This is a genomic window from Mesorhizobium sp. M1409 (assembly GCF_040317535.1).
Taxonomy (GTDB): domain Bacteria; phylum Pseudomonadota; class Alphaproteobacteria; order Rhizobiales; family Rhizobiaceae; genus Mesorhizobium.
The window spans coordinates 142434-169244 of the sequence record NZ_JAMYKV010000004.1 but is presented as its reverse complement, the minus strand read 5'-3'; the positions used below and the strand labels follow the sequence as shown (position 1 = coordinate 169244).

26 protein-coding genes are annotated in these 26811 nt (G+C 63.8%); 22 read left to right on the top strand and 4 right to left on the bottom strand.

Translation table 11 applies throughout. The annotated features are described in order from the left end of the window. The first annotated feature begins 139 nt into the window (after nt 1-139). The 3 genes from NKG99_RS05470 to NKG99_RS05460 all read left to right on the top strand — a co-directional run bounded on the left by NKG99_RS05470 (nt 140) and on the right by NKG99_RS05460 (nt 1897). Nucleotides 140-823, top strand: coding sequence for a 50S ribosomal protein L21 (locus NKG99_RS05470; RefSeq protein WP_352864996.1), 684 nt, complete (start codon nt 140-142; stop codon nt 821-823). Between the two features lie 98 nt (nt 824-921). Continuing rightward, a complete protein-coding gene (gene rpmA / locus NKG99_RS05465) occupies nt 922-1191 on the top strand; it encodes a 50S ribosomal protein L27 (RefSeq protein ID WP_015315190.1) in 270 nt (89 codons plus the stop codon). 118 nt (nt 1192-1309) lie between these two features. Continuing rightward, the gene (locus NKG99_RS05460) at nt 1310-1897 is read left to right on the top strand and encodes a GNAT family N-acetyltransferase (protein ID WP_023758577.1); all 588 of its coding nucleotides are present in this window, start codon (nt 1310-1312) and stop codon (nt 1895-1897) included. A 177-nt stretch (nt 1898-2074) separates the two neighbouring features. On the opposite strand, the gene NKG99_RS05455 is transcribed toward NKG99_RS05460, so the two are convergent. Next, the gene (locus NKG99_RS05455) at nt 2075-2944 is read right to left on the bottom strand and encodes an endonuclease/exonuclease/phosphatase family protein (RefSeq protein WP_352864993.1); all 870 of its coding nucleotides are present in this window, start codon (nt 2942-2944) and stop codon (nt 2075-2077) included. Between the two features lie 132 nt (nt 2945-3076). On the opposite strand from NKG99_RS05455, the gene obgE reads away from it, so the two are divergent. From obgE to NKG99_RS05430, 5 genes are all read left to right on the top strand, one after another. Next, complete coding sequence (gene obgE / locus NKG99_RS05450) at nt 3077-4108, top strand: GTPase ObgE (RefSeq protein ID WP_352864992.1); 1032 nt, start codon at nt 3077-3079, stop codon at nt 4106-4108. 4 nt (nt 4109-4112) lie between these two features. Then, complete coding sequence (gene proB / locus NKG99_RS05445; protein WP_352864991.1) at nt 4113-5285, top strand: glutamate 5-kinase; 1173 nt, start codon at nt 4113-4115, stop codon at nt 5283-5285. Between the two features lie 2 nt (nt 5286-5287). Beyond that, nucleotides 5288-6574: a glutamate-5-semialdehyde dehydrogenase gene (locus NKG99_RS05440; protein ID WP_352864990.1), complete on the top strand. Its 1287-nt coding sequence runs from the start codon at nt 5288-5290 to the stop codon at nt 6572-6574. Nucleotides 6575-6778: 204 nt separating this feature from the next. Next, nucleotides 6779-7411, top strand: coding sequence for a nicotinate-nucleotide adenylyltransferase (locus NKG99_RS05435; RefSeq protein WP_352864989.1), 633 nt, complete (start codon nt 6779-6781; stop codon nt 7409-7411). A 68-nt stretch (nt 7412-7479) separates the two neighbouring features. Further along, complete coding sequence (locus tag NKG99_RS05430; protein WP_352864987.1) at nt 7480-8769, top strand: MFS transporter; 1290 nt, start codon at nt 7480-7482, stop codon at nt 8767-8769. Between the two features lie 4 nt (nt 8770-8773). Here NKG99_RS05430 and NKG99_RS05425 read toward each other — a convergent pair whose 3' ends face one another. After that, entirely contained in the window at nt 8774-9625 is an 852-nt protein-coding gene (locus NKG99_RS05425) for a mechanosensitive ion channel family protein (protein WP_352864986.1), read from the bottom strand. 241 nt (nt 9626-9866) lie between these two features. On the opposite strand from NKG99_RS05425, the gene rsfS reads away from it, so the two are divergent. The 8 genes from rsfS to NKG99_RS05385 all read left to right on the top strand — a co-directional run bounded on the left by rsfS (nt 9867) and on the right by NKG99_RS05385 (nt 18241). Beyond that, nucleotides 9867-10244, top strand: coding sequence for a ribosome silencing factor (rsfS, locus tag NKG99_RS05420; protein WP_023758584.1), 378 nt, complete (start codon nt 9867-9869; stop codon nt 10242-10244). 56 nt (nt 10245-10300) lie between these two features. Beyond that, the gene (gene rlmH, locus NKG99_RS05415; protein WP_352864985.1) at nt 10301-10783 is read left to right on the top strand and encodes a 23S rRNA (pseudouridine(1915)-N(3))-methyltransferase RlmH; all 483 of its coding nucleotides are present in this window, start codon (nt 10301-10303) and stop codon (nt 10781-10783) included. Nucleotides 10784-10961: 178 nt separating this feature from the next. Continuing rightward, complete coding sequence (locus tag NKG99_RS05410; protein ID WP_352864983.1) at nt 10962-12299, top strand: murein hydrolase activator EnvC family protein; 1338 nt, start codon at nt 10962-10964, stop codon at nt 12297-12299. After that, a complete protein-coding gene (locus NKG99_RS05405) occupies nt 12300-13631 on the top strand; it encodes a S41 family peptidase (protein ID WP_056586250.1) in 1332 nt (443 codons plus the stop codon). A gap of 199 nt (nt 13632-13830) precedes the next feature. Then, complete coding sequence (locus NKG99_RS05400; protein ID WP_352864982.1) at nt 13831-15006, top strand: divergent polysaccharide deacetylase family protein; 1176 nt, start codon at nt 13831-13833, stop codon at nt 15004-15006. Between the two features lie 156 nt (nt 15007-15162). Further along, on the top strand, nt 15163-15678 hold the full coding sequence (locus NKG99_RS05395) for an RNA pyrophosphohydrolase (protein ID WP_352864980.1): 516 nt from the start codon (nt 15163-15165) through the stop codon (nt 15676-15678). Between the two features lie 78 nt (nt 15679-15756). Then, nucleotides 15757-16896 (top strand): alanine racemase, encoded by a 1140-nt coding sequence (gene alr, locus NKG99_RS05390; protein ID WP_352864978.1) that lies wholly within the window; start codon nt 15757-15759, stop codon nt 16894-16896. Between the two features lie 88 nt (nt 16897-16984). Further along, complete coding sequence (locus NKG99_RS05385) at nt 16985-18241, top strand: D-amino acid dehydrogenase (protein WP_352864975.1); 1257 nt, start codon at nt 16985-16987, stop codon at nt 18239-18241. A gap of 132 nt (nt 18242-18373) precedes the next feature. On the opposite strand, the gene NKG99_RS05380 is transcribed toward NKG99_RS05385, so the two are convergent. Further along, nucleotides 18374-19255 carry a LysR family transcriptional regulator gene (locus NKG99_RS05380; protein WP_352864974.1) on the bottom strand — a complete coding sequence of 294 codons (882 nt, stop codon included), beginning with the start codon at nt 19253-19255 and terminating at the stop codon, nt 18374-18376. 162 nt (nt 19256-19417) lie between these two features. On the opposite strand from NKG99_RS05380, the gene NKG99_RS05375 reads away from it, so the two are divergent. Then, nucleotides 19418-20914: a CoA-acylating methylmalonate-semialdehyde dehydrogenase gene (locus tag NKG99_RS05375; protein WP_352864972.1), complete on the top strand. Its 1497-nt coding sequence runs from the start codon at nt 19418-19420 to the stop codon at nt 20912-20914. A 409-nt stretch (nt 20915-21323) separates the two neighbouring features. Then, nucleotides 21324-21527 (top strand): hypothetical protein, encoded by a 204-nt coding sequence (locus tag NKG99_RS05370; RefSeq protein ID WP_352864970.1) that lies wholly within the window; start codon nt 21324-21326, stop codon nt 21525-21527. A 47-nt stretch (nt 21528-21574) separates the two neighbouring features. Here the strand turns inward: NKG99_RS05370 and NKG99_RS05365 are convergent, their stop codons facing one another. After that, a complete protein-coding gene (locus NKG99_RS05365) occupies nt 21575-22267 on the bottom strand; it encodes a GntR family transcriptional regulator (RefSeq protein WP_352864969.1) in 693 nt (230 codons plus the stop codon). Between the two features lie 69 nt (nt 22268-22336). On the opposite strand from NKG99_RS05365, the gene NKG99_RS05360 reads away from it, so the two are divergent. The 4 genes from NKG99_RS05360 to NKG99_RS05345 all read left to right on the top strand — a co-directional run bounded on the left by NKG99_RS05360 (nt 22337) and on the right by NKG99_RS05345 (nt 26808). Continuing rightward, on the top strand, nt 22337-23230 hold the full coding sequence (locus tag NKG99_RS05360; protein ID WP_352864967.1) for a dihydrodipicolinate synthase family protein: 894 nt from the start codon (nt 22337-22339) through the stop codon (nt 23228-23230). Between the two features lie 56 nt (nt 23231-23286). After that, nucleotides 23287-24537, top strand: coding sequence for an NAD(P)/FAD-dependent oxidoreductase (locus tag NKG99_RS05355; protein ID WP_352864965.1), 1251 nt, complete (start codon nt 23287-23289; stop codon nt 24535-24537). A 32-nt stretch (nt 24538-24569) separates the two neighbouring features. Next, on the top strand, nt 24570-25571 hold the full coding sequence (locus tag NKG99_RS05350; RefSeq protein WP_352864963.1) for a 4-hydroxyproline epimerase: 1002 nt from the start codon (nt 24570-24572) through the stop codon (nt 25569-25571). A 334-nt stretch (nt 25572-25905) separates the two neighbouring features. After that, a complete protein-coding gene (locus NKG99_RS05345) occupies nt 25906-26808 on the top strand; it encodes a branched-chain amino acid ABC transporter permease (RefSeq protein ID WP_352631950.1) in 903 nt (300 codons plus the stop codon). Nucleotides 26809-26811: the final 3 nt, after the last annotated feature.

Below are 26811 nucleotides of genomic sequence, written 5' to 3'. Positions count from 1 at the left end.
CCTTCGGTTAGGGACAGCGCGCAATCGGCGTGGAGGGTTCTTCCGCGCCGCTTGTTTTTTGAACCCGCAGACTGACAAAAAGACGGCTGAACCGCCAGAGGCGGTTCATCAAGGCCGACCGAACAGCGAAAGGCAAAAAATGTTCGCAGTCATTAAAACGGGTGGCAAGCAGTATCGCGTTGCCGCCAACGATCTCCTGAAGATCGAAAAAGTCGAAGCCAATGTCGGCGATATGGTCGAGATCGGCCACGTTCTCGCGCATGGCGAAGGCGAAAATGTCACGTTCGGCGCGCCGTTCGTCGATGGCGCGGTGGTCACCGCCGAAGTCGTCGAGCAGGGCAAGAACCGCACGGTCATCGCCTTCAAGAAGCGCCGCCGGCAGAATTCGCGCCGCAAGATCGGCCATCGTCAGCTTCTGACCACCGTGCGGATCTCCGAGATCCTGCTGGGTGGTGCCAAGCCGACGAAGACGGCAGCGGTCAAGGCGCCGAAGAAGGAAGCCAAGGCAGAGGCAGCCACGGAAGCGAAGGCGGAAGCCGCGCCGAAGAAGGAGCCCAAGGCCAAGGCAGCCGAGACAAAGGCAGCCGAGACCGCGTCAGCGCCGTTGTTCAAGGCGCCGAAGGGCGAGCCGGACGATCTGACCGTGATCAAGGGAATCGGCCCGGTCGCAGCCAAGGATCTGAACGAGCAGGGCATCATCACCTTCGCTCAGCTCGCCAAGCTGACCGACAAGGATGTCGCCAAGATCGACGAGCACATGCCCTTCAGCGCCGACCAGATCAAGGACTGGCGCGAGCAGGCCAAGGAATTGGCGGCGAAGTAATTTTTCTGGCGTTTAGGTCGCCGGATCGGACTTGAAACGGAACGCGAACGCGTTCATAACGCCTTTTAGGCGCCTTGCGGCGCAACGGAGTTAGTTAGATGGCACACAAGAAAGCTGGCGGCTCGTCGCGCAACGGTCGCGACTCGCATTCCAAGCGTCTGGGCGTGAAGAAGTTCGGCGGCGAAGCCGTCATCCCGGGCAACATCATCATTCGTCAACGCGGCACCACGTGGCATCCCGGCGTCAATGTCGGCATGGGCACGGACCACACGCTTTTTGCGCTCGAGACCGGCGCCGTGACGTTCAACAAAAAAGCCAACGGCCGAACCTACGTATCGGTCAACCCGATTACCAAAGCCGCGGAGTAGCCGGTTCCGCACTAGAACACCGGCGCCCATCTCGGGACCGGTGTCTGGCAAAACCAGGAAATGGATCAGGGGAGATGGGTTTCCATCTCCCCTTTTTCTTGTGCCTGGAGGACTTCAAATGGTTGCCGAAGCGGAAGACTCAGAAGACGAAAGTTACGCGATAGACTGCCCGGTGCTGGTCACCGAGCGACTGGTGATGCGGGCGCCGCACGAAGGCGATATCGCGCAACTGGTCGAGCTTGCCGACAACCGTCATGTCGCCGAAATGCTGGCCCGCATGCCGCACCCCTATGGCGAGGCCGAGGCGCGCGCCTTCCTCGCCATGACCAAGTCGCGCCGGGCGGGCATCGCCTACGCCCTGACGCTGGCCGGCACCGACACTTTCGTCGGTTGCGCGGGTCTCAACACCACCGATCGCGGACTGGAGCTTGGCTACTGGATCGGCGAGCCCTATTGGAAGAAGGGCTATGCGACCGAAGCAGCGCATGCGCTGGTCGATCTCGCCTTCCAGAGGACGTCGATCCAGGTGCTGCATGCCTCGACGCGGGTCATCAATCCAGCCTCGCGCCGCGTCATCCACAAGTGCGGGTTCCAGTATGCCGGCCAAGGCATGCTGAACTCGATCGTCGCCGGCCAGGTGCCGGTCGAGCGCTACCGACTCGACCGCAAGACCTGGACGAGTCTCCGGAACTGGGTGCACTTTTAGATATGTTGATATTCAGGTGAGGCCGGCCTGCAAACGTTGGTTTTCTGCGCTTCCGGTGCTCGCGTACTTAAGTACGCTCCGCTCCGGTTCTCGAAAACCAGCGTTTTCGGCTCGGCCTGACCTGAATCTCAACACATCTCGGCGCGTCGCGTTGAAACCAAGGGTTCGGACATGGAATCAGCCTAGTTCGACCCACACCGGCAGGTGGTCCGAACCGACGGCCTTTCGGTCGACCCACAGGCGCTTCAGGGATTTGGCAAGCGAAGCGCTGGTGAAGATGTAGTCGATGCGTTTGTGGCGGTTGGGATTGGCGGGTTGTTTGGGGTCGACCCAGCTGACGAGATCGTCGCCGGTGGCGTTCAGGCGCAAGGCGGCATCGACGGCGAAATCGGCGGTCAGCGGCATGCCGAATTCGTGGTCCGGCCGGCCGGCGAGTTCGACATATTCCGGTGAGCCGGCCAGCATGTTGAAATCGCCCATGCCGACAAAGGCTTCGGGATGCGGCAATTCCGGCAGGCCGATCTCGGCGACGCCGGACAGCGCGCCGCCTTCGAGCGCATAGTTCAACAGGCGCCGGCGCAGGAACTGGATTTGACTGGCGCGTTCGACAGGACTGCGGTGATCGAGATGGATGGAATAGAAGCGGATGAAACCCAGCGGTGTCTCGATCAGCGCTTCCAGCGCGCCACGCTGGAAGTTCATCATCTCGAAACTGCGGCTGCGCGGCAAAAGCAGGTTGCGCGACAGATGAATAGGCGTCTTCGACAGCATCATATTGCCGAGCTGGAAGGTTTTCGTGATGGCGCGGCCGTTCTCGAGGTGGGAGCCGATGTTGGCTTCGAAATTGCTGCCATAGACGGCGAAGTAATCGGGCAATGCCTCGCCGATCTCGGCGACCATGTCGCGGCCGCCGTTCCTGGGGTTGTTGCGGGTAACCTCCTGCAGTGCGATCACATCGGCGCCGCGCACGGCGTCAGCGACGCGCCCGACATCGTACTGCCCGTCGAGACCGATACCGTACTGGATGTTGTAAGTTACAAGCTTCATCCAACATCTCTCCGGCCGATCCATGCGGCCATTGTCACAAAACGGCCTCGCCCTTCGCCGCGCCTTGGTTTAGAGCAAGGCCCAAGGTTTAGAGCAATGCCGCAAAGCCACTAGTAGAAACTGCGAAATCCCATGAAATTTCTCGATCAAGCCAAAGTCTACATCCGCTCCGGTGACGGCGGCGCCGGTTCGGTGTCGTTCCGGCGCGAAAAATTCATCGAATTCGGAGGGCCGGACGGCGGCGACGGCGGTCGTGGCGGCGATGTCTGGGTGGAGGCCGTCGACGGGCTGAATACGCTGATCGACTATCGCTACCAGCAGCATTTCAAGGCCAAGACCGGAGTCCATGGCATGGGCCGCAACATGACCGGCGCCAAGGGCGCCGATGTCACGCTGAAAGTGCCGGCGGGAACGCAGGTGTTCGAAGAGGACAACGAGACGCTGATCTGCGACCTGACCGTGGTCGGCCAGCGCTTTCTCTTGGCCAAGGGCGGCAATGGCGGCTTCGGCAACCAGCATTTCAAGACCTCGACCAATCAGGCGCCGCGCCGCGCCAATCCCGGCCTGCCGGGCGAAGAGCTCAACATCTGGCTGCGGCTGAAGCTGATCGCCGATGCCGGGCTGGTCGGGCTGCCGAATGCCGGCAAGTCGACATTCCTGGCCGCGGTCACCGCCGCCAAGCCGAAGATCGCCGATTATCCGTTCACGACGCTGCATCCCGGCCTCGGCGTTGCCCGCATCGACGCGCGCGAATTCGTCATCGCCGACATTCCGGGTCTCATCGAAGGCGCGCATGAGGGCGTCGGCATCGGCGACCGCTTCCTTGGCCATGTCGAGCGCACGCGCGTGCTGCTGCATCTGGTTTCGGCGCAGGAGGAAAATCCGGGCAAGGCCTACAAGACCGTGCGCGCCGAGCTCGAGGCCTATGGCAACGGCCTGACCGACAAGGTCGAGATCGTGGCGCTTTCCCAGGTCGACACGCTCGACGCCGAGGCTCGCAAGAAGAAGGTCGCCTCGCTGAAGCGTGCCGCCGGCCGCGCGCCGATGCTGTTGTCGGCGGTCACCGGCGAGGGTGTCGAGGCGGTGCTGCGGGCGCTGATGTCGGTGGTGGCCGAGGCACGCGCGCGGATCGCTGCACCGGTCGAGACGCGCTGGGACAGATAGGACTATGCAGTCGCTGAAAAAATATCGGCGCATCACCGTCAAGATCGGCTCGGCGCTGCTCGTCGACCGCGCGACGGGCCTGAAGCGCGACTGGCTGGATTCGCTCGCCGACGACATTGCCGTGCTTGCCCAGGGCGGTGCTGAAATCCTCGTCGTGTCGTCCGGCGCCATCGCGCTCGGCCGCACCATCCTTGGCCTCGGCAAGCGCGCCTTGAAGCTCGAGGAGAGCCAAGCCGCGGCAGCCGTCGGGCAGATCGCACTGGCCGGCGCCTGGTCGGATGCGCTCGGCAAGGGCAGCCTGAAATCGGGCCAGATCCTGCTGACACTCGGCGACACCGAGGAGCGCCGCCGTTACCTCAACGCGCGGGCCACGATCTCGACGCTCCTGAAGATGAAGGCGGTGCCGGTCATCAACGAGAACGACACGGTTGCCACCTCCGAAATCCGCTACGGCGACAATGACCGGCTGGCGGCTCGCGTCGCCACCATGATGGGCGCCGACCTTTTGGTGCTGCTTTCCGACATAGACGGGCTCTACACGGCGCCTCCGGCGCGGGACCCCAATGCAAAGTTCATTCCGGTGGTCGACCGGATCACATCGGACATCGAGGCGATGGCGGGAGCCGCCGCTTCCGAGCTGTCGCGCGGCGGCATGCGCACGAAACTCGATGCCGGCAAGATCGCGACCGCCGCCGGCACGGCGATGATCATCACGTCCGGCACGCGGCTGTCGCCGCTGATGGCGATCGAACGCGGCGAGCGCGCCACCTTCTTCCGGCCGAGCAGCAACCCGGTCAAGGGCTACAAGACCTGGATCGCCGGCCAGCTCGAACCGGCTGGCCGGCTGACGGTCGATGCCGGCGCCATTGGTGCGCTTCTGTCGGGCAAGTCGTTGCTGCCGGCCGGCGTCAAGCTGGTCAGTGGCAATTTCTCGCGCGGCGACACGGTGGCGATCCTGTCGCCCGAGGGCCGCGAGATCGCCCGTGGGCTGGTTGCCTATGATGCCGCCGATGCCGTAAGGATCGCTGGTCTGAAGACGGCCGAGATCGAAACCGTGCTCGGCTACGAGGCGCGTTCGGCGATGATCCACCGCGACGACCTTGTGGTGAGCCATTCCAGTGACCAAGTAGGAGCCGGTAACCAAGTGCTGGCCGGTGGCGATGTAAGCGGAGGATGAGCATGCTGAAATTGCATGAAAAATCCGGGGACGACACCGTCGCGCTGATGGCCGATATCGGCCGCCGCGCCCGCGCCGCCGCCCGACCGCTGGCCATTGCCACGACCGCCGCCAAGAACGCCGCACTCCTCGCCATGGCCGAGGCGATCGTCGCGCGTGGGCAGGACATCCTCGACGCCAACGCCATCGATGTCTCGAATGGTCAGGAATCCGGGCTTTCCGTCTCCTTCATGGACCGACTGAAGCTCGATCCGGCGCGCATTCTGGCCATGGCCGAAGGCATCAGGGAGATCGCCGCGCTGCGCGATCCGGTCGGCGACGTGATCGCGCAATGGGACAGGCCGAACGGCCTGCATATCGAGCGCGTGCGCACGCCGCTCGGCGTCGTCGGCGTCATCTACGAGAGCCGGCCGAACGTTACGGCGGATGCCGGCGCGCTCTGCCTCAAGGCCGGCAATCCGGTGATCCTGCGCGGCGGCTCGGATTCGCTCAATTCGTCGGCCGCCATCCATGCCTGCCTGGTCGACGGGCTGAAGGAAGCCGGCCTGCCGGAAGACGCCATCCAGCTGGTGCCGACCACCGACCGCGCCGCCGTCGGCGAGATGCTGAAAGGACTGGACGGTACGCTCGACGTCATCATCCCGCGCGGTGGCAAAAGCCTCGTCGGGCGGGTGCAGACCGAGGCACGGGTGCCGGTCTTCGCGCATCTCGAAGGCATCTGCCATCTCTACATCGACCGCTCAGCCGAGCTCGACATGGCGGTGCGGATCGCCGTCAACGCCAAGATGCGGCGTACCGGCGTCTGCGGTGCCGCCGAGACGCTGCTGATCGACCGTGCGGTTGCCTCCACACATCTGGTGCCGATCCTCGACGCACTTCGCACCGCGGGTTGCGAAATCCATGCCGACGCCGAAGTGCTGAAAGTATTTTTCGACGCCAAGCCGGCCACCGATCTCGACTGGGTGGCCGAATATCTCGATGCCATCATCGCGGTGAAGCTGGTCGACGGTATCGCTGGCGCAATCGAGCACATCGAAACCTTTTCCTCGCATCACACCGAGGCGATCGTCGCCGAGGACGCGCAAGCGGTCGAGCGGTTCTTCAACGAGATCGATTCGGCGATCCTGCTGCACAACGCCTCGACCCAGTTCGCCGATGGCGGCGAGTTCGGCATGGGCGCAGAGATCGGCATCGCCACCGGCAAGATGCATGCGCGCGGACCGGTCGGCGTCGAGCAGCTGACTTCGTTCAAATACCGCGTGCGCGGGTCCGGACAGGTGAGGCCTTGACGTCTTTTGCCCGAAGGGCCTGAAGCTTGCGCCCAGCCACCCCCCTCTGTCCTGACGGACATCTCCCCCGCAAGGGGGGAGATTGGCTGACATTTCTGATTTCGCCAGTCTTCAACGCTGCAAGATTTACGCCTACGCCGAAACTGCTGATCTCCCCCCTTGTGGGGGAGATGCCCGGTAGGGCAGAGGGGGGTGCCTAGCGCGATGCTATCCCCTTCCCCACCCGCAATCCCCTCCCACTATCTCAAGATGCCGCATGCCGAGAAGGGGCTGGCCGTCGGCCTGTTCGGCGGTTCATTCAATCCGCCGCATGCCGGCCATGCGCTGGTCGCCGAGATTGCGCTGCGACGCCTGGCGCTCGACCAGCTCTGGTGGATGGTGACGCCCGGCAACCCGCTGAAGAGCACAGGCGAGCTGGCGCCGCTCAGCGAACGGCTGCAACTGTCCGAGCAGATCGCCAAGAACCCGAAGATCAAGGTCACCGCCGTCGAGGGGGCCCATCATGTCCGCTACACCGCCGACACGCTGGCGCTGGTCAAGGCGCGCAATCCCGGCGTCGACTTCGTCTGGATCATGGGTGCGGACAGTTTGCGCGATTTCCATCGCTGGCAGCGCTGGCGCGAGATCGTCATGACCTTCCCGATCGCGGTGATCGACCGGCCGGGAGCGACGCTGTCGTTCCTGTCATCGGTTGTCGCCAAGACCTTCGACTATGCCCGCGTCGACGAAGGCGATGCGCCACGGCTTGCCCGCATGAAGGCGCCGGCCTGGACGTTCATCCACGGCCCGCGTTCGTCGCTGTCGTCGAGCGCGATCCGCAAACTGGCACAGGGGTGAGCCCGCTCGCCCGGCCATGTCGCTTTTATCGCTCCCTTTGCCCGTTTCGTGGGCAATCATGAGCAGGCATGTCGATTCCCAGGAAAAACCGCAGCGAAGTCGGGCAAGGCACGGAGCCCACGCCGCTGATCGCGATTGCCAGCGTCATCGCGTCGATGGCGCTGATAGCCGTGGGCAATGGGCTGATGTTTGCCTATATCCCGGTCCGGCTCGGCGCCGAGGGCTTCGATCCGACCTGGGCCGGGCTGATCATCACCGGACTTTCGGCCGGCGGCCTCGCCGGCTGCATCCTGACGGGACCGCTGGTCAGAAGGGTTGGCCATGCCCGCGCCTTCATGGTGCTGTCGGCGCTGATCGCGCTGGCCAACGCCGCTGTCGGCGCCGGCCCGCATCCGCTGCTGTGGATCGCCGCCCGCGCGCTCTACGGCTTTGCCATATGCGGTCTGTTCATCGTCGCGCAGAGCTGGCTGAACGATGCCATTGCCAATGCCATCCGCGGCAGGGTGATGGCTTTCTTCTACGTTGCCTATGTCGCCGGGCTCGGCGTCGGCTACGCGACGCTGGCGCTGATCGATATCAGGACCGCGGATGCGCCGCTGATCGGTATCGCCTTCACCGCTTTGTCGATCCTCCCCGTCGGGATGACCAGGCTGGCCCAGCCGCCGGCACCGCGGGCGGCCTCGGTGGCGCTCGGACGGGCCTGGCGGATTTCGCCGGTCGGCGTCGCCGGCATGCTGGCGGTCGGCGGCCTGTCGATGTCGATCGCGGGCTTCGCGCCGATCCACGCCACGGCCAAGGGCTACAGCCAAGCCGATGTGGCGCTGCTGCTTTCGGCGATGCCGGTCGGCACGCTGATCCTGCAGATCCCGCTTGGCTGGATTTCCGACCGCACCGACCGCCGCTATGTGCTGGTCGCCGCATCCGCACTCGCCATGGTCGCCGGCCTGTTCGCGCTTGGGTTCGACGGCGGCGCGCTGGCGGCGCTGGTGGTGATTTACATCATCTGGGATGGCGCCTCGGAATCGATCTATTCGCTTTCCAGCGCGCATGCCTCCGACCGTGCCGGCAAGGAGGATATGGTGGCGATGTCCAGTACGCTGTTGTTTGCCTGGTCGCTTTCGGGCTTCATCGTGCCGGGCATCGTAACGGCGCTTTCGGCCGTCTTCGGGACGCGGACCTTCATCTATGTAGCGATCCTCATCGCGGCAGCCTTCTGCCTGTTCGTGCTTCTGCGTGTGTTCACGACGCGTCCGGTTCCCGCCGGTGAAACCGGCAGTTTCGCACCGATGACCGCGCAGGCGCCTTTGCCGGTCGAACTTGCGTTCGCGCCGGACGAGCAAGACCGGCGCAACGGCTAACCGATCATTGCCGGCGGGCCTCCGGCGCTGGCGCTTCCGGTGGCGGCAGCGGAATCGATATGCCTTCCGAGTCGAATTGCTGCTTGGCACGTTTGGTGAGGTCGGTCTGGGTGGCGAAGAAGTCCGCCGAAGATGTCCAGTAGCGCAAGGCGATCGACACGGTGCTGTCGCCCAATGTCGCGACGAAAGCGATCGGCGCCGGCTCACGTTTCACCCGCCGGTCGGCGGCGGCAATGGCGAGCAAGGTCTTCTGGGCGCGGTCGATGTCGTTCCAGGAGCCGATGGAGAGTGTGATGTCGCTGCGGCGCACACCGTTGCGGGTGAAGTTGCGCACCGGCTGATTCCACAGCGTCGAATTGGGCGCCAGGATATAGACGCCTTCGGCGGTCCTGAGCTTGGTCGCGAACAGGCCGATCTCCTCGATCGTGCCGGCAATCGAGCCGACCTCGACGGATTCGCCGATGCGGAACGGCCGCAGCGCCAGAAGCATGATGCCGGCGGCGATGTTCTGCAGCGTGCCTTGCAACGCCAGGCCGATGGCCAGGCCTATGGCGCCGATGGCGGCGATGATCGACGCCGTCTGCACGCCGAATTGGCCAAGCACCATGATGGTGACGAGGATCAGGATGGCATAGCGGACGATCTTGGAGAAGAAATGCCGCAGCGTTTGGTCGAAGCCATGGATATGGCCGAGTCCGGCGAAGATCGAACGTTCGGCAAGCCCAGCGATGATGTAGCCGACAACCAAAAGGATGACGGCGCCGATGGCCGAGAAAGAGTATGAAATGATCAGCGTGCTCAGTTGCGCGAGGCCGGCCTGGACGGTGGCAAGGGTGTTTTGTGGGTCGATCGGCATGGTGAAAATCCGGTTGGTCGGTGAGCCGATAACCCATGCGGGGAGCGAGGGTTCCGATCTTTTCCGGCGTGCGGGGGAACCACAGGAACGAGAATACGTTCGTGCCAGGCAGGTCCCGTCTTGAAACTGTAAGGGAACTCTGCCTATCTAAGTGGCGTCACCTGCTTTCAAGGGTGATTTGGTTGTTCTTGCTGCGAAAGGAAATACACTGAGAACAGCACTGCGGAAGAAGGCCGATATCATGCCTTCGCCGGCCAGGATCAGCGTAGACGACGCCGTGTCCCGCGCCATCAAGACAGTCCTTGCCAGTCTGGAAGACTCCAAGGCCGAAAACATTGTCTCCATCGACATCCAGGGAAAATCGAGCCTCGGCGACTACATGGTCGTCGCTTCGGGTCGATCGCACCGTCATGTCTCGGCTGTCGCCGATCACCTTCTCAAAGCGCTCAAGGATGCCGGGCTCGGCATGGCGCGCGTCGAGGGGTTGGCAGGTGCCGACTGGGTCCTGATCGATTCGGGCGACATCATCGTCCATGTCTTCCGCCCCGAGGTCCGCGAATTCTACAATCTTGAAAAGATGTGGCAGGCGCCGGATCTCGAGGAAGAGACCCTCCACTAAGCCGCCTTTGTTTTGATGCATGTCATCGCGTGCATCGGCGGCTTATAGGGGCAAGGATGAAGATATCAGTTCATGCCGTGGGCCGGATGAAAGCCGGCCCCGAGAAGCTGCTCGCCGACCGCTATTTCGAGCGCTTCGCCAAGAGCGGCCCGGCGGTGGGGCTTGAATTCGCCGGCATTGCCGAGATCGCCGAAGGTCGTGGTCAGACCGCCAACGAGCGGCGGCGCGAGGAAGGTCAGAAGCTGCAGGCGCAGTTGCAACCCGGCACAGCGCTGATCCTGCTCGACGAACGCGGCAAGAGTTTTTCCTCGGAAGATTTCGCCGGGCGCCTCGGCCTGTTGCGTGACGGTGGCCGCAAGGCGCTGATCATCGCCATCGGCGGCGCCGACGGCCACGACCAGTCGCTGCGCGATCAGGCCGACCTGGTGATGTCGTTCGGATTGCTGACCTGGCCGCACCAACTGGTGCGCGTGATGCTGGGAGAGCAGCTTTATCGGGTGGCCACCATCCTTTCGGGACATCCCTATCATCGCTCATAAACTGGTGAATTGGCGCGACCCGCCCGGATTTCCGCCCCAATGCCGCGCAAGATTGGACCTTTGGTCTTGCATTCGTTTTTCCCAAACCTACCACTTTTGGGCGACATGCATTCGGAAACGGGCCTCTCAAACATGGTTGATGGTTCGTTAACGAAGCCGCGGATAGAGTCGACACCGAATGTCTGAAGGTTGGAAATCGAGAACGGGCTCATGGCGCGCGCGCTGCGGCATCGCGGCGGCGGTGCTTGTCCTGTCGCTGCATGCGGGGCGGGCCGAGAACACGCTCGACATGGCTCCCGATCCGGACCAGAGCAGGGCGGAATACGAGCAGGTCTCGAAGGAGATCACGCTGTCGTCGGAACGGTTGGCCAAGCTCTCCGCCGACATCGCGACCATCAAGAAGGATCACGCTTCGATCACCGCAGCCCTGATCCAGTCGGCGATGACCGAGCAGAAGCTCGGCCAGGACATAGAGGACATCGGCGCAAGGCTCGAAGGGCTGAAGGGCCAGGAACAGAAGATCCGCGTCTCGCTTGCGTCTCGACGTGACGTGCTGGCCGAAGTGCTGGGCGCGCTGCAGCGCATGGGGCTGAACCCGCCGCCGGCGATCCTGGTCAAGCCAGAGGACGCGCTGTCGTCGGTGCGCAGCGCCATCCTGCTCGGCGCCGTCGTGCCGGAACTGCGTCAGCAGACCGAGGGCCTGTTGGCCGATCTCAAGGAGCAGTCGCGGGTCACGGCCTCGATCGAGGCCGAACGAGCGCGGCTGACGGCGGCGGTCGGCGATCAGACGACGGAAAAAAGGCGTCTGAGCATGTTGCTGGAGGCCAAGCAGAAGCTCGAAGCCGACACGCAATCCCAAATGGCCGCTGAAAAGCAGCGATCCGAGGCGCTGGCGGCCAAGGCCGGCAGCTTGAAGGAATTGATCGCATCGCTCGAAGCGCAGGCCGACAAGACCCGCAAGGCAGCCGATGCGGCCAAAGCCGCCGAGCAGAAGACGGCGGACGGCGACAAGCCATCAACGCCGGCGGAACTGGCGTCGCTGCCGGTGCCGGAAGGCAATCGGCTTGCCGCCGCGGCACCTTTTTCAGCGTTGCAGGGACAGATCGCGCTGCCGGTGACCGGCCGCATCAAACGGCGATTCGGCGCCGATGATGGTAACGGCGCGATGATGCTTGGCGACATGGTTGCGACACAATCAGGAGCCATCGTTACCGCGCCGGCGGATGGGAATGTGCTTTATGCGGGGCCGTTTCGCTCTTATGGTCAACTCTTGATCCTTAACGCAGGCGACGGCTATCATGTCGTTTTGGCGGGGATGAGCAGAATCAGCGTCGCGACCGGTCAATCAGTGCTCGCAGGAGAGCCGATCGGCGCGATGGGAGAGGCCAGGGTGGCGAGCACCTCGGTTTCGAAGAATGGAAATGCCACGCCGGAGCTCTATGTCGAGTTCCGCAAGGATGGAAAACCCGTCGATCCGGCCCCATGGTGGGCGGACCGTTTTTCTGGAAGGACGTGAATAATGCGGAAACTGTCGCTTCTGTTTGCCGGTGCGCTGATGGGCGCGTCCGCCATGAGCCTTGTTTATGGTACGCCCGGCTCGGCGGCGAACGCCGCAGGGTCGGAGACCTACAAGCAATTGGCGATCTTCGGCGATATCTTCGAGCGGGTGCGGGCACAGTATGTGACGCCGCCCGACGACAAGTCGCTGGTCGAGAACGCCATCAACGGCATGCTCGCCTCGCTTGACCCGCACTCCTCCTACATGAACGCCGAGCAGGCGCAGGATATGCGCGTCCAGACGAAGGGCGAGTTCGGCGGCCTCGGCATCGAGGTCACCATGGAGAACGATCTGGTCAAGGTGATCACGCCGATCGACGACACACCGGCCGCCAAGGCAGGCGTGCTGGCCGGCGACTATATCGCCAAGATCGATGGCGAAGAGGTTCGCGGCCTCACCCTCAACGACGCGGTCGACAAGATGCGCGGCCTGGTCAACACACCGATCAAGCTTACCATCCTGCGCCAGGGCGCCGACAAGCCGATCGAACTGACGGTCGTGCGCGACATCATCAAGGTCAAGGCGGTCAAGTTCCGGGTCGAGAACGACATCGGCTACATGAAGATCACCTCCTTCACCGAAAAGACCTATGACGACCTCGAGAACGCCATCGATACCATCAAGAAGCAGGTGCCGGACGACAAGCTCAAGGGCTATGTGCTCGATCTGCGCCTCAATCCTGGTGGCCTGCTCGACCAGGCGGTGAGCGTGTCCGATGCGTTCCTCAACCGTGGCGAGATCGTCTCGACGCGCGGCCGCGATCCCAAGGACGTCACTCGCTTCGACGCCAAGCCCAAGCAGGTCGACGACATCAACGGCAAGCCGATGATCGTTCTGGTCAATGGCGGTTCGGCCAGCGCGTCGGAAATCGTCGCCGGCGCGCTGCAGGATCTGCGCCGTGTCACGGTGGTCGGCACGCAGTCCTTCGGCAAGGGTTCGGTGCAGACCATCATTCCGCTCGGCGAGAATGGCGCGCTCAGGCTGACGACGGCGCTCTATTACACGCCGTCCGGCAAGTCGATCCAGGGCAAGGGCATCACGCCCGACATCAAGGTCGACCAGCCGCTGCCGCCGGAACTGCAGGGCAGGGACCTGACGCGCGGCGAATCCGACCTCAAGGGCCATATCAAGGGCGCCGACGAGAGCACGACCGGTTCGGGCTCGGCGGCCTATGTGCCGCCGGATCCGAAGGACGATCTGCAGCTCATCTATGCCGAGCAGCTGCTGCGCGGCCAGAAGACCGATCCGTCCTTCCCGCCCAATCCGCAGAAGGCCGTTCTCAACCAGTAGCGGTGGGGCCGGACAAGTAGGTCTGGCCGCCCGATGGAAGCAATGCGATGCTGCCGGGACCGAAAGGTTCCGGCAGTTTGATTCGGGGGCAAGGCAAAGCCCCAAACACGGCGCCAGGGGTGCGCCAGGATTGATGAATTCGCGCATGTCCTTTCGAAGCGGTTTCGTCTTCGAAGCTGATGCGCCCCGGGGATTAGGCTTGGCTGATATAGGCAAGGACATCGAACGCCCGCTCGGACAGGCTGTCAGGTCGCCGCGCGCTGCCGGCAGCAAGGTCAGCGGCGGTGCGATCATGGCGACCGTGGCCGTGTTGGCGGTGGTCGGCGTCTCCGGCGCGATCGCGCTCCGGGAAAAGCCGTTCCGAAAGCCGCGAGAGGTTGCCGTTTCGACGCCGAAAGTAACAGCGGCGGCCGAACCCGCTGCCGCATTGGCCCCAGTGACGGCACCGAAGACGGAGACGCCGACAAAGACAGGCGGGCCGCGGATCATCCACGTGCAGACGGAAGAGGGCGATGGCCCGCCCAAGGCGGCGATCGTCATTCGCGACCCGTCGACCATCGGCCAGAACCTGAAGATCGCGCATATTCCCGACAGGGCGCTGATCGAAGCCAGCGATACCGGACCCTTGCCTGTGCGCGCCGCCGATGGAAGGCGGCCGTTCGACGTCTATGCGCGGCCCTGGTCGGGCGGGCGCGGCGCGCGGGTGGCGATCGTCATCGGCGGGCTTTCCGTTTCGCAGACAGGCACCCAGGCGGCCATCGCCAAGCTGCCGGCGGAAGTGACACTGGCCTTCGCGCCGCAAGGCAACAGCATCGGCCGCTGGATGCAGGCCGCCCGGCAAAGCGGCCACGAGATCGTCATGCAGGTGCCGCTCGAACCGTTCGACTATCCGAACATCAATCCCGGCCGTAACACGCTGACGGTGGCGGCGAGCGCGGACGAGAATTTGAAGAACCTGCATTGGGCGCTGTCGCGGACGACCAACTACACCGGCGTCATGAACTATATGGGCGCGCGCTTTTCCGCCGACGCGGCGGCGATGGAGCCGTTCATGGCCGAACTCGGCAAACGCGGCCTCGCTTATATCGATGACGGATCGTCGGCGCGCAGCCTGGCGCCCGACCTCGCGCTCAGGGATGGCGTGCCCTTCGTTTCCGGCGACATGGCGATCGATGCGGTGCAGGATCGCGGCGAAATCCTCAAGAAACTGGACAGTCTCGAAGCGACCGCGCGGGCCAAAGGCACTGCCGTCGGCATCGGCTCGGCCTTCGACCTGACGGTCGACACCGTGTCGTCGTGGGTGGTCGAGGCAAAGAAGCGCGGCATCGAGATCGTGCCGATTTCAGCGGTGGCGATTGATCCGCAAAAAGGCTAACAGCCGTCTTGATAATTCTACTCCGGCGGGCATCTGGCGACGTTTTCTGCGCTTCCGGTGCTCACGTACTTTAAGTACGCTCCGCTCCGGTTCTCGAAACCGCTCGCCACCTGCCTCACCGGAGCGAATTCTCAAAACGGCTGGAGCCCATCACGCATGGCTAAAAAGATTGACCGCGAAACGCTGCCTTATCGCCCCTGCGTCGGATTGATGATCCTCAATGCCGAGGGCCTGGTCTGGGTCGGGCATCGCATTGCCGAGCCGGACAGCGAATTCGCCGGCACGACTCAGCTTTGGCAGATGCCGCAAGGCGGCATCGACAAGGGCGAGGAGCCGTTGCAGGCGGCCGAGCGCGAACTCTACGAAGAGACCGGCATGCGCGGCATCTCTTTGCTGGCCGAGGCGCCGGACTGGATCAACTATGATTTGCCGGACCATCTCGTCGGCATCGCCTTCAAGGGGCGGTATCGCGGCCAGACGCAGAAATGGTTCGCGTTTCGCTTCCACGGCGATGTCAGCGAGATCCAGATCAATCCGCCGCCGGGCGGCCACACCGCCGAGTTCGACAAATGGGCATGGCGGCCGATGCAGGATCTGCCCGACCTGATCGTGCCGTTCAAGCGCCATGTCTATGAGGATGTGGTGGCGGCATTTCGGCATCTGGTGCAATAGGCTCAACACAACGACCCTGGTTGCCGCGCCGGCCCGGCGGTCCTATTGATGTATGTATCCACTGCGCAAAGGGTCGCCATGAACGACGCCCCCAAAAGGTCGCTGCCCGAAGAGGTCACCGCCACAAGCGAAGTGGCGGCCGGCGCCGTCCTCACCATCGATCTCGGCGCGATCCGTGAAAACTACAGGCGGCTGAAATCGCGATTGGGCGATGTCGGCTGCGCTGGTGTGCTCAAGGCCGACGGCTACGGTGTTGGTGCCAGCCAGGTCGCGGCGGCGCTGCTGCGCGAAGGCTGCGATACCTTCTTCGTCGCGCTTCTGGCCGAAGGCGTCACCTTGCGCCGCTCGCTTGGGCCGGATCCCGCCATTTTCGTCTTGAACGGCATTCCGCCTGGTGCCGAACCGGACGCGGTGGCGGCAGATCTTTGCGCCGTGATCAACAGCCCGGAACAATTGGCGGCATGGCGCGTGGCGGCTCGGCGCGCCGGCCGAAAACTGCCGGCCGCGATCCAGGTCGACAGTGGCATGTCGCGGCTTGGCATGGCGCCCCTGGACGTGGAGCGCGTTGCCGCCGATCCGCATGCCTTCGACGGCATCGACATCCACTTCGTGATGAGCCATCTGGCCTGCGCCGACGAGCCGGAGCATCCGGCCAATGGGCGGCAGCGGCTGGCGTTCGAGCGGCTGCGCGCACTATTGCCGAAGGCGCCGGCCTCGCTCGCCAATTCGTCCGGCATCTTTCTGGGGCAGCGCTTCCACTACGATCTCGCCCGCCCCGGTGCCGCGCTCTACGGCATCAATCCGACACCGGCCAGGCCGAACCCGATGCTGCCGGTGGTACGGCTGGAGGCCAAGGTCGTGCAGACACGCATGCTGGAGGCCGGCGCCGGTGTCGGCTATGGCCACATGTTCCAAACGACGGCTCCGCTCGCTGCCGCGACGATCTCGCTGGGCTATGCCGATGGCTGGCACCGGCGGGCGGCGTCCGCAGCCTGGTTCGAGGGCGCGCGCCTGCCCTTCCTCGGGCGGGTGTCGATGGATTCGATCATTCTCGACATCTCCGCTCTGCCGTCCGGCAGGCTACGCGAGGGTGATCTCGTCGAACTGCTCGGTCCCTCACAAAGCGTCGATGTGGCTGCCGGTCATGCCGGCACCATCGGCTACGAGATCCTGACCAGCCTCGGCCCGCGCTTCCATCGGCGCTATGTCGATAGCTAACGCTTAGCGTGTAGCCCCTTGGCGGGCGCCACAGAATCCGGCAGACAGAAGATGGCCGGTTTGGGCGTCGCCGTGGGAGTGTTGTACGATGAAGATCATGGTGCTGGGCGGTGGCGTCATCGGGGTGACCACGGCGTATTATCTCGCCGAAGCCGGTCACGAGGTGACGGTTCTCGACCGCCAGAAAGGCCCGGCGCTGGAAACCAGCTTTGCAAATGCCGGCGAGATATCGCCCGGCTACGCCTCGCCCTGGGCCGGACCCGGCATTCCGCTGAAGGCGATCAAATGGCTGCTGATGAAGCATGGCCCGCTGGTGGTGCGGCCGGCCTTCGATCCGCATATGTGGACCTGGCTGATCAAGATGCTGCGCAACTGCACGGCCGAGCGATACGCGATCAACAAGGCGCGCATGGTGCCGCTGGCCGAATACAGCCGCGACACGCTGAAGGCGCTGCGCGAAGCGACCGGCATCGCCTATGACGAGCGGACCCAGGGCACGCTGCAGCTGTTTCGCACGCAAAAACAGCTCGACGGCACCGGCGGCGATGTCGAGGTGCTGAAGAAGTATGGCGTGCCCTACGAGATCCTCGACCAGGACGGCTGCATCGCGGCCGAGCCTGGCCTGGCCGGGGTGCGCGAAAAGTTCGTCGGCGGCCTCAGGCTGCCGCATGACGAGACCGGCGACTGCAAGCTGTTCACCGACAGGCTGGCCGAACTCTGCGTGGCGCGCGGCATCAAGTTCGAATACGACGTGACGATCTGGCGTGTCATCCGCAGCCGAAACCGCATCGCAAATCTCAGCACCAGCAAGGGCTGGAAGGCCGCCGACGCCTATGTGATGGCGATGGGCAGTTATTCGGCGGGTTTCATGCGCCGGGTGAAGCGGCCGATCCCGGTCTATCCGGTCAAGGGCTATTCGATCACCGTGCCGATCAAGGATGCCGCGGCGGCACCGGTGTCGACGGTGATGGACGAGACCTACAAGGTGGCGATCACCCGGCTAGGGAACCGCATTCGGGTTGGCGGTACGGCGGAGATTTCCGGCTTCGACCTCAGGCTGCATGAATCGCGACGGCGCACGCTGGAGCACTCGGTCGGCGATCTGTTTCCGGGCGCCGGCGCGATGCGGGACGCGACCTTCTGGTGCGGGCTGCGGCCGATGACGCCGGACGGCCCGCCGCTGATCGGCCGCACCGAGCTTTCCAATCTCTACCTCAACACCGGCCACGGCACGCTCGGCTGGACCATGGCCTGCGGCTCGGGCAAGGTTCTGGCCGATATCATCTCCAGCCGGGTGCCGGACATCGATGTCCGCGACCTCGCACAGGAGCGCTATCTGCGATAAAAGGTCGGAACGACTGCCGGACCCAGTCTTCGTAGAATGGGCGCCATTGGCGGACAAGGGTTGAGCGTGTGGTGAATTCGTTTGTGCTCGACCCGCCCCAGATGGCGGATTTATTTTGCCGGATTTGCGAAATCAGGTGAAGAGGCCCCGCTCCCGCTCCACCATCTTAGTGATGAAGCTGGCGACGATCTGGACGCGGCGCAGCGGCCTGACCGATTCGTGATAGACCAGCCAGTAGGCGCGACGGATGGGTGCGACCACATCGACCGGCACCAATTCCGGCATCGAGCGGGCGACGAAGGTGTGCAGGATGCCGATGCCGGCGCCCGAGCGCACCGCCTCGGCCTGGCCGAGTGCGGAGGAGATGGCGAAGCTGGTGCGCCAGTCGGCGCTGAACTCGGCCGCGTAGTCGAGCGAGGGACTGACGATGAGGTCCGGCACGTAGCCGATGAGGGTGTGCTGGCCAAGCTCGGCGGCAGTTTTGGGCAAGCCATGCGCCTCGACATAGGCGCGCGAGGCAAACAGGCCGAGCGAATAGTCGACCAGCTTTCCCGCCACCAGCCGGCCTTCGGTCGGCCGCTCGACGGTGATGGCGATATCGGCCTCGCGGCGCGACAGGGAGAAGGAACGCGGCACCGGCACAAGCTGGATCGTCAGTTCGCGGTGCAGCGCGGTCAGTTCGCCGAGGCGCTTGGCCAGGAAGGCGACGCCAAAGCCGTCCGGCGCGCCGATGCGCACCGTGCCGGAGACGTCGTCGCCTTCGCCGGCAATGGTCGAGCGCGCGGCGATCATGTCGCCCTCCATACGCTCGGCAATGTCGAGGAAGCGCTCGCCGGCCGGCGTCAGTTCGCTGCCGGTGGTCAGCCGGCGAAACAGTTTTGTGCGCAGCGCATCCTCGAGTGCGGCGATGCGGCGCGAGACGGTGGCGTGGTTGAGCTCCAGCCGTTTGGCCGCGCCAAGGATCTGGCCGGCGCGGGCCACGGCCAGGAAGATGCGGACGTCATCCCAGTTCATGGCGATCCTTGAAATGTATGTTGCGGTCTCATCATTTGCGGGAATTGATGCTCGCCCGTCAATCGTTATCTACTTTCCGCACAACGGTTGCGTTCTCCCTCGCGTTGCCATCGCCGCTGCAAAGGCGGACAATACGCCATCATAAACAAAGGGAGAGAAATCATGATCGACTACGGTCATTTCATCGGCGGCAAGCATGTCGCCGGGACCAGCGGCCGCAAGCAGGATGTCATGCAGCCGATGGACGGCTCCGTGCGCGGCACGGTGGCGCTGGCTTCGCAGGCGGAACTGCGCGCGGCGGTGGAGAATGCCAAGGCAGCGCAGCCGAAGTGGGCGGCAACGAACCCGCAGCGCCGCGTGCGCGTGCTGATGAAGTTCCTCGAACTCGTCGCCCGCGACTATGACGAATTGGCCGACATCCTGGCACGCGAGCACGGCAAGACGATCGCCGACGCCAAGGGCGACATCCAGCGCGGCCTCGAAGTGGTCGAAGTCTGCATCGGCGCGCCGCATATGATGAAGGGTGAATTCACCGACGGCGCCGGCCCCGGCATTGACGTCTATTCGATGCGCCAGCCGCTCGGCGTCGTCGCCGGCATCACGCCGTTCAACTTCCCGGCGATGATCCCGCTGTGGAAGATCGCGCCTGCCATCGCCTGCGGCAACGCCTTCATCCTGAAGCCGTCGGAGCGCGACCCGGGCGTGCCGATGCGCATTGCCGAACTGTTCCTCGAAGCCGGCCTGCCTGCCGGCATCCTCAACGTCGTCAATGGCGACAAGGACGTGGTCGACGCCATCCTCGACGATCCCGACATCAAGGCCATCGGCTTTGTCGGCTCGACGCCGATCGCCCACTACATCTATTCGCGCGGCACCGCCGCCGGCAAGCGCGTGCAGTGCTTCGGCGGCGCCAAGAACCACATGATCATCATGCCCGACGCCGACATGGACCAGACCGTCGACGCCCTGATCGGCGCCGGCTACGGCTCGGCCGGCGAACGCTGCATGGCGATCTCGGTGGCCGTTCCGGTCGGCAACGACACCGCCAACCGGCTGATGGAAAAGCTGATCCCGCGCGTCGAGAGCCTGAAGGTCGGACCTTCGACCGACTCTTCCGCCGACTTCGGCCCGCTGGTGACGGCGCAGGCGCTGGAGCGGGTCAAGGGTTATGTCGACACCGGCGTCAAGGAAGGCGCCAAGCTGGTCGTCGATGGCCGCGGCTTCTCCATGCAGGGTTATGAAGACGGCTACTACATGGGTGGCTGCCTGTTCGACAACGTCACGTCGGACATGCGCATCTACAAGGAAGAGATCTTTGGGCCGGTGCTCTCGGTGGTGCGCGCGCCGACCTATGAGAGCGCGATCAAGCTCGCCAACGACCACGAGATGGGCAATGGCGTCGCCATCTTCACCCGCGACGGTGACGCGGCGCGCGATTTTGCCTCGCGTGTCCAGGTCGGCATGGTCGGCATCAACGTGCCGATCCCGGTGCCGATCGCCTACTACACGTTCGGCGGCTGGAAGGCATCTTCCTTCGGCGACCTCAACCAGCACGGTCCGGACGCGTTCCGCTTCTACACCAAGACCAAGACGGTCACCTCGCGCTGGCCGTCCGGCATCAAGGACGGTGCGGAGTTCGTCATCCCGACCATGAACTAGACGGACGATTTCTTGCTTGCGCGTCCTCGCCTACCTACTGCCGCGGGCGGGCAGGCATCAAGAACAGTGCGGAATTCGTTATCCCGACGATGAACTGGCCGAACGACAATCGATTTTGAACTCAAGGCCCGGGCGCGCTGCGCCCGGGCCTTTTGCAATCCGGTCGCGGGCCGTATCGGCCTAAACGTTAATGTGATGGAACCGGACGGGCGTTTGTAGTCTTAAGTTTCAATCCTGCCGCGAAGGAGGTGCGGCAGATCAACCAACGGCGCTGGCGACAGCTTCGGGGGTACCGCGTGGCGCAAGGAGGTGTCTGATGACACGTCTCATGGCAATGATACTTTGTGCTGCGTCTTCGTCTTTTGCCGTCCCGGCCTTGGCGGCCGGACAATGCGCGGCCCGAGCGGACATGATCAAGGCGCTCGGCGAGAAGTTCCACGAAAGCGAGGCGGCGCGCGGCGTGGTCAACCCGAGCGTGATTCTCGAGATCTTCGTTTCCGACCAAGGCACCTGGACTATCCTGGCCACCGATACGCAGGGTCAGAGCTGCGTCATCACGGCAGGTGAAGGTTGGGACGGTCCTTTGGTGGAGGCTGCCTTGCCAGGCACCTAGACCGAAGCGTTGGAAAGACACCGAACGCCCGGCGGACCTAACGGCGCTCAGCGTGTCGCCGCCACCTCGGCGTGGCCGCGCAGCAGCGCCATCAGCCGCTTGGCGTCCTTGGCCGCGGCCTCCTCGTCGCCGTCGAGGATCGAGCGGATCAGAGCGACATGGTGTTCTGCCGATTCCGCCAAGCCGGTGTCGGCCTTGTAGCGGAACCAGAAGCGGCGGCTGTGGGTCTGCAAGGGGGCGGCCAGCCGAGCGGCGAACGGATTGTCGGCGGCCAGGGCCAGCGCCTCGTCGAGTGCCTTGTCGGCCTGGATGAAGGCAAGCACATTGCCCGCGATCACTGCTTTCTGCATGGCAAGGGCTGCTTCGTGAAACAGGTCGGCGGCTTCGCGGGTGACGAAGCGGGCGGCCGAGCGGGCCAGGACCACCTCGACACCGCGGCGCGCATCAAGCACGCGCAGCCAGTCGCCGGGATGGAGCGGAGCGATCGCGATGCCCGCGCGCGGCCGCACGTCGAGCAACCCTTCCCAGGCTAGCCGCTGGATCGCCTCGCGCACCGGTGTCCGCCCGAGCCCGAGCCTTTCGATCAGGGCGCCCTCGGTGACGAAGCTCGCAGGGGCCAGTTCAAGCGTGACGATCATGTGCTCGAGCACGTGATAGGCCTTGGTCGCGGCTGGCTCGGTCACGGTGCTGGCTTCCATGGATATCAAAGGCGCTCTCCTGATATATCTTGCATATATCATAACGGAATCCGTGTTGACAGGCCGTTTCTTAACAGATATACGGCTGATATATCAGATGGAGAGATGATCATGTGGAGCGGAGTTTTTCCAGCCGTCACGACCAAATTCACCGCGGATGATCGTCTCGATCATGCCGAGATGGAGCGCTGCTTCAACCTGCAGATGGAGGCTGGCTGCGACGGTATCATCGTTTGCGGATCGCTCGGCGAAGGGCCGATGCTGTCGCCCGACGAGAAGATCGAGGTGCTGAAGACCGCGCAGAAGGTCGCCGGCAAGAAGCCGGTGCTGCTGACGGTCAACGAGGCCGGCACACGCGAGGCGGCCAGCATTGCCAAGCGTGCGGCGAAAGAAGGCGCCAACGGCCTGATGGTCGTGCCGAGCCCGATCTACCACACCAATGCGGAAGAGACGGTCGCCGCACTTCGTGCCGTAGCCGAGGCCGGCGACCTGCCGGTCATGATCTACTCCAACCGGCTTGCCTACCGCGTCGACGTCACTGTGGACCAGATGGAGGAGTTGGCGTCGGACAAGCGCTTCGTCGCCATCAAGGAATCATCCGACGACATCCGCCGCTCGACCGAGATCATCAATCGCCTCGGCACTCGCTACGACCTGTTCACCGGCGTCGACAATCTCGCCTTCGAGGCGCTGTCGGTCGGCGCCATCGGCTGGGTGGCCGGGTTGGTCACCGCGTTCCCCCGCGAGACGGTCGCCATCTATCAGCTGATGAAGCAGGGCCGCCGCGAAGAGGCGCTTGCCATCTACCGCTGGTTCCGGCCGCTGCTCGATCTCGACGTCTCGACCTATCTCGTACAGAACATCAAGCTTGCCGAAGTGTTCGCGATCAACACCAATGATCGCGTGCGCATGCCGCGCCAGCCATTGTCGGGCGAGCGCCGCAAGGCAGTCGAGAAAATCGTCAAGGATGCGCTGGCGGTGCGGCCGACGCTGCCGTCGTTCTGAGGCTGACCGCAGGGTGAAGCGGGGCGGAGACTGGACATGCGGCTTGGCGTGCAACGATGAATAGCAACGTTGCAATCGACATCGCCATCATCGGTGGCGGCATCATCGGCATCTGCGCCGCCGCCGCTCTCGCTGAGGCGGGACGCGATGTCACGATCTTCGATCGGACGGGCATTTGCGAGGAGACGAGCTCCGGCAATGCCGCCGCCTTTGCCTTCTCCGACGTGATGCCGATGGCGCATAAGGGCATGATGCGGCAGCTGCCGAAATGGCTGGCCGATCCGCTCGGCCCGCTCAGCATTCCGCCGGCCTATCTGCCAAAACTTCTGCCCTGGCTGATCCGCTTCTGGCGCGCCGGCGCGCCGGGAAAATACGAGGCGAGCCTCGCCGCTCAGGCGGGCATGATGAAGCTCGCCGAAGCGGAATGGATGGGCCTGCTCGATCGGTCCGGTACACGATCGATGCTGCGCGAGGATGGTTCGCTCGAACTCTACGAAAGCGAGGCCGAGTTTCAGGCTGGGCTGCCTGGCTGGGCGGCGCGCGGGCGTTTCGGCATCGGTTTCCGCCATGTCGAGGGCGAGGACCTGGCTGCCTTGCAGCCGGGGCTTTCGCCGCGCTTCGTCAAGGGCACGTTCGTCCCGGGATGGATGACGGTCGCCGACCCGAAACTGCTCGGCAAGGCGGTGTGGGCCTACGCGCAGACCAAGGGGGCACGCTTTGAGATGGCTCGGATCGAGCGCGTCGCGGCGGATCATGACGGCGCCGCGCTGACATTGGCCGACGGCACGACGAGGCAAGCCAGGCACCTTGTCGTCGCCGCCGGCGCCTGGTCGCATCTGCTGGCGAGGCAACTCGGCGATCGCATCCCGCTCGAAACCGAGCGCGGCTACAACACGACGTTGCCGCCGAGCGCCTTCGACGTGAAGCGGATGCTGATCTTCTCCGGCCATGGCTTCGTCATCACGCCGCTCGAAACGGGGCTGCGCGTCGGCGGCGCCGTCGAACTCGGCGGTATCGAGCGACCGCCCAATTATGCCAGGTCGAAAGCGCTGCTACGGAAGGCGCAGAAATTCCTGCCGGGGCTCGATCCCTCGGGCGGGCGCGAATGGATGGGGTTCCGTCCCTCGCTGCCGGATTCAGTGCCCGTCATCGGTCATGCATCGGGAAGCCGATCGGCGGTTTATGCTTTCGGCCACGGCCATCTCGGCTTGACCCAGGCGGCGGCCACCGGACGGTTGATCCGGGAACTCGTCCTGGGGCAGACTCCGTCGATCGATCTGGCCCCCTTCAGTCCACATCGTTTTTGATTTTCGTGGGTTTTGATTTTTCGAGGAGCGTCATGGCCAAGAAATCCTTCTTCTGCATAGACGGCCACACCTGCGGCAACCCGGTCCGTCTGGTCGCCGGTGGCGGCCCGCTGCTGCAGGGTTCGACGATGATGGAACGGCGGGCGCATTTTCTGGCCGAATATGACTGGATCCGCACCGGGCTGATGTTCGAGCCGCGCGGCCATGACGTGATGTCCGGCTCGATCCTCTATCCGCCGACGCGCGAGGATTGCGACATCGCCATCCTGTTCATCGAAACCTCCGGCTGCCTGCCGATGTGCGGCCACGGCACGATAGGCACGGTGACGATGGCGATCGAGCATGGGCTGATCAAGCCGAGGACGCCGGGCGTGCTCAGGCTCGACACGCCGGCCGGCCTGGTCATCGCCGAGTACAAGCAGGTCGGCGACTATGTCGAGGAGGTGCGCATCACCAATGTACCGTCTTTCCTCCATGCGGAGGGGCTGACGGTCGAATGCCCGCAGCTCGGCGAAATCACCGTCGACGTCGCCTATGGCGGCAATTTCTACGCCATCGTCGAGCCGCAGAAGAACTATCGCGACATGGCCGACTATTCGGCGGGCGACTTCATTGCCTGGAGCCCGGTGGTGCGGCAGCGGCTCAATGAGAAATATTCCTTCGTGCATCCCGAGAACCCAGGCATCAACCGGCTGTCGCACATGCTGTGGACCGGCAAGCCGACCAACCCCGAGGCCGACGCCCGCAATGCCGTTTTCTACGGCGACAAGGCGATCGACCGCTCACCCTGTGGCACCGGCACCTCGGCGCGCATGGCGCAGCTTCATGCCAAGGGCAGACTCAAGGCCGGCGACAGCTTCGTCCATGAATCGATCATCGGTTCGCTTTTCAAGGGCAAGGTCGAAAAGGATGTCACCGTCGCGGGCAAACCGGCCATTGTTCCCTCGATCGGTGGCTGGGCGCGGATGACCGGATTGAACACCATTTTCATCGACGACCGCGATCCGTTCGCGCATGGTTTTGTGGTCAAGTGAAGGGAAAGCTGACCCTACGGCAAGGAGCGGAACGAAAAACGGACTATGTCAGTAACGCAACGATTCTTCTCATCACCTAATTTTGACGGCGATTTCTTCGAAACGAGGTGCATGATGCGGTCGAATCGTCAAAGACATTGCGTTATGCCAATGGTAGGGTCCGCGATAGTCCAGGGGCCGGGTGGGAAAAAACGGGCAATCAGACGGCGTGTCGGCAAAACGCGCATGACGATTGAAAAATGACGTTGCAATCCGGGCTCGAAACTTTACGACTAGGGGAAATACGAAAAGGAATGCGTCTGCATGGGCGACATTCCAGGGGAGCCACGTACACATGCAGTACTTTGTCCAGCAGCTTATCAACGGGCTGACGCTGGGATCGATCTATGGGCTGATCGCAATCGGCTACACGATGGTCTACGGCATTATCGGCATGATCAACTTCGCTCATGGCGACATTTTCATGGTGGGTGCCTTCACGGCCCTGATCGTCTTCCTCGCTCTAGGCGCGCTGTTCTATTCGGTGCCCGTGGTGCTGGCGCTGCTGCTCATGATGATCGTGGCTATGCTGCTCACCAGCCTCTACAATTGGACGATCGAGAAGGTTGCCTACCGGCCATTGCGCGGCTCGTTCCGGCTGGCGCCGCTGATCACAGCGATCGGCATGTCGATCGCGCTGTCGAACTTCGTCCAAGTGACGCAGGGGCCGCGCAACAAGCCGATCCCGCCGATGGTCAGCCAAGTCTACAACATCAACGGCATCAGCGTGTCGCTGAAGCAGATCATCATCGTCATCGTCACGGCGCTGCTGCTGGCGCTGTTCTGGTACCTGGTCAACAGGACTTCGCTTGGCCGAGCGCAACGCGCCTGCGAGCAGGACCGCAAAATGGCGGCGCTGCTCGGCATCGATGTCGACCGTACCATATCGATCACCTTCATAATGGGCGCGGCGCTTGCCGCCGTCGCCGGCACCTTGTTCCTGATGTATTACGGTGTCATCGCCTTCTCGGACGGCTTCACGCCCGGCGTGAAAGCCTTTACCGCAGCGGTGCTGGGCGGCATCGGTTCGCTTCCGGGCGCGGTGCTCGGCGGGCTGATGATCGGCTTCATCGAGAGCATGTGGTCGGCCTATTTCTCGATCGACTACAAGGACGTCGCGGCGTTCTCGATCCTGGCGATCGTGCTGATCTTCCTGCCTTCCGGCATATTGGGCCGGCCAGAAGTCGAAAAGGTCTGAGAC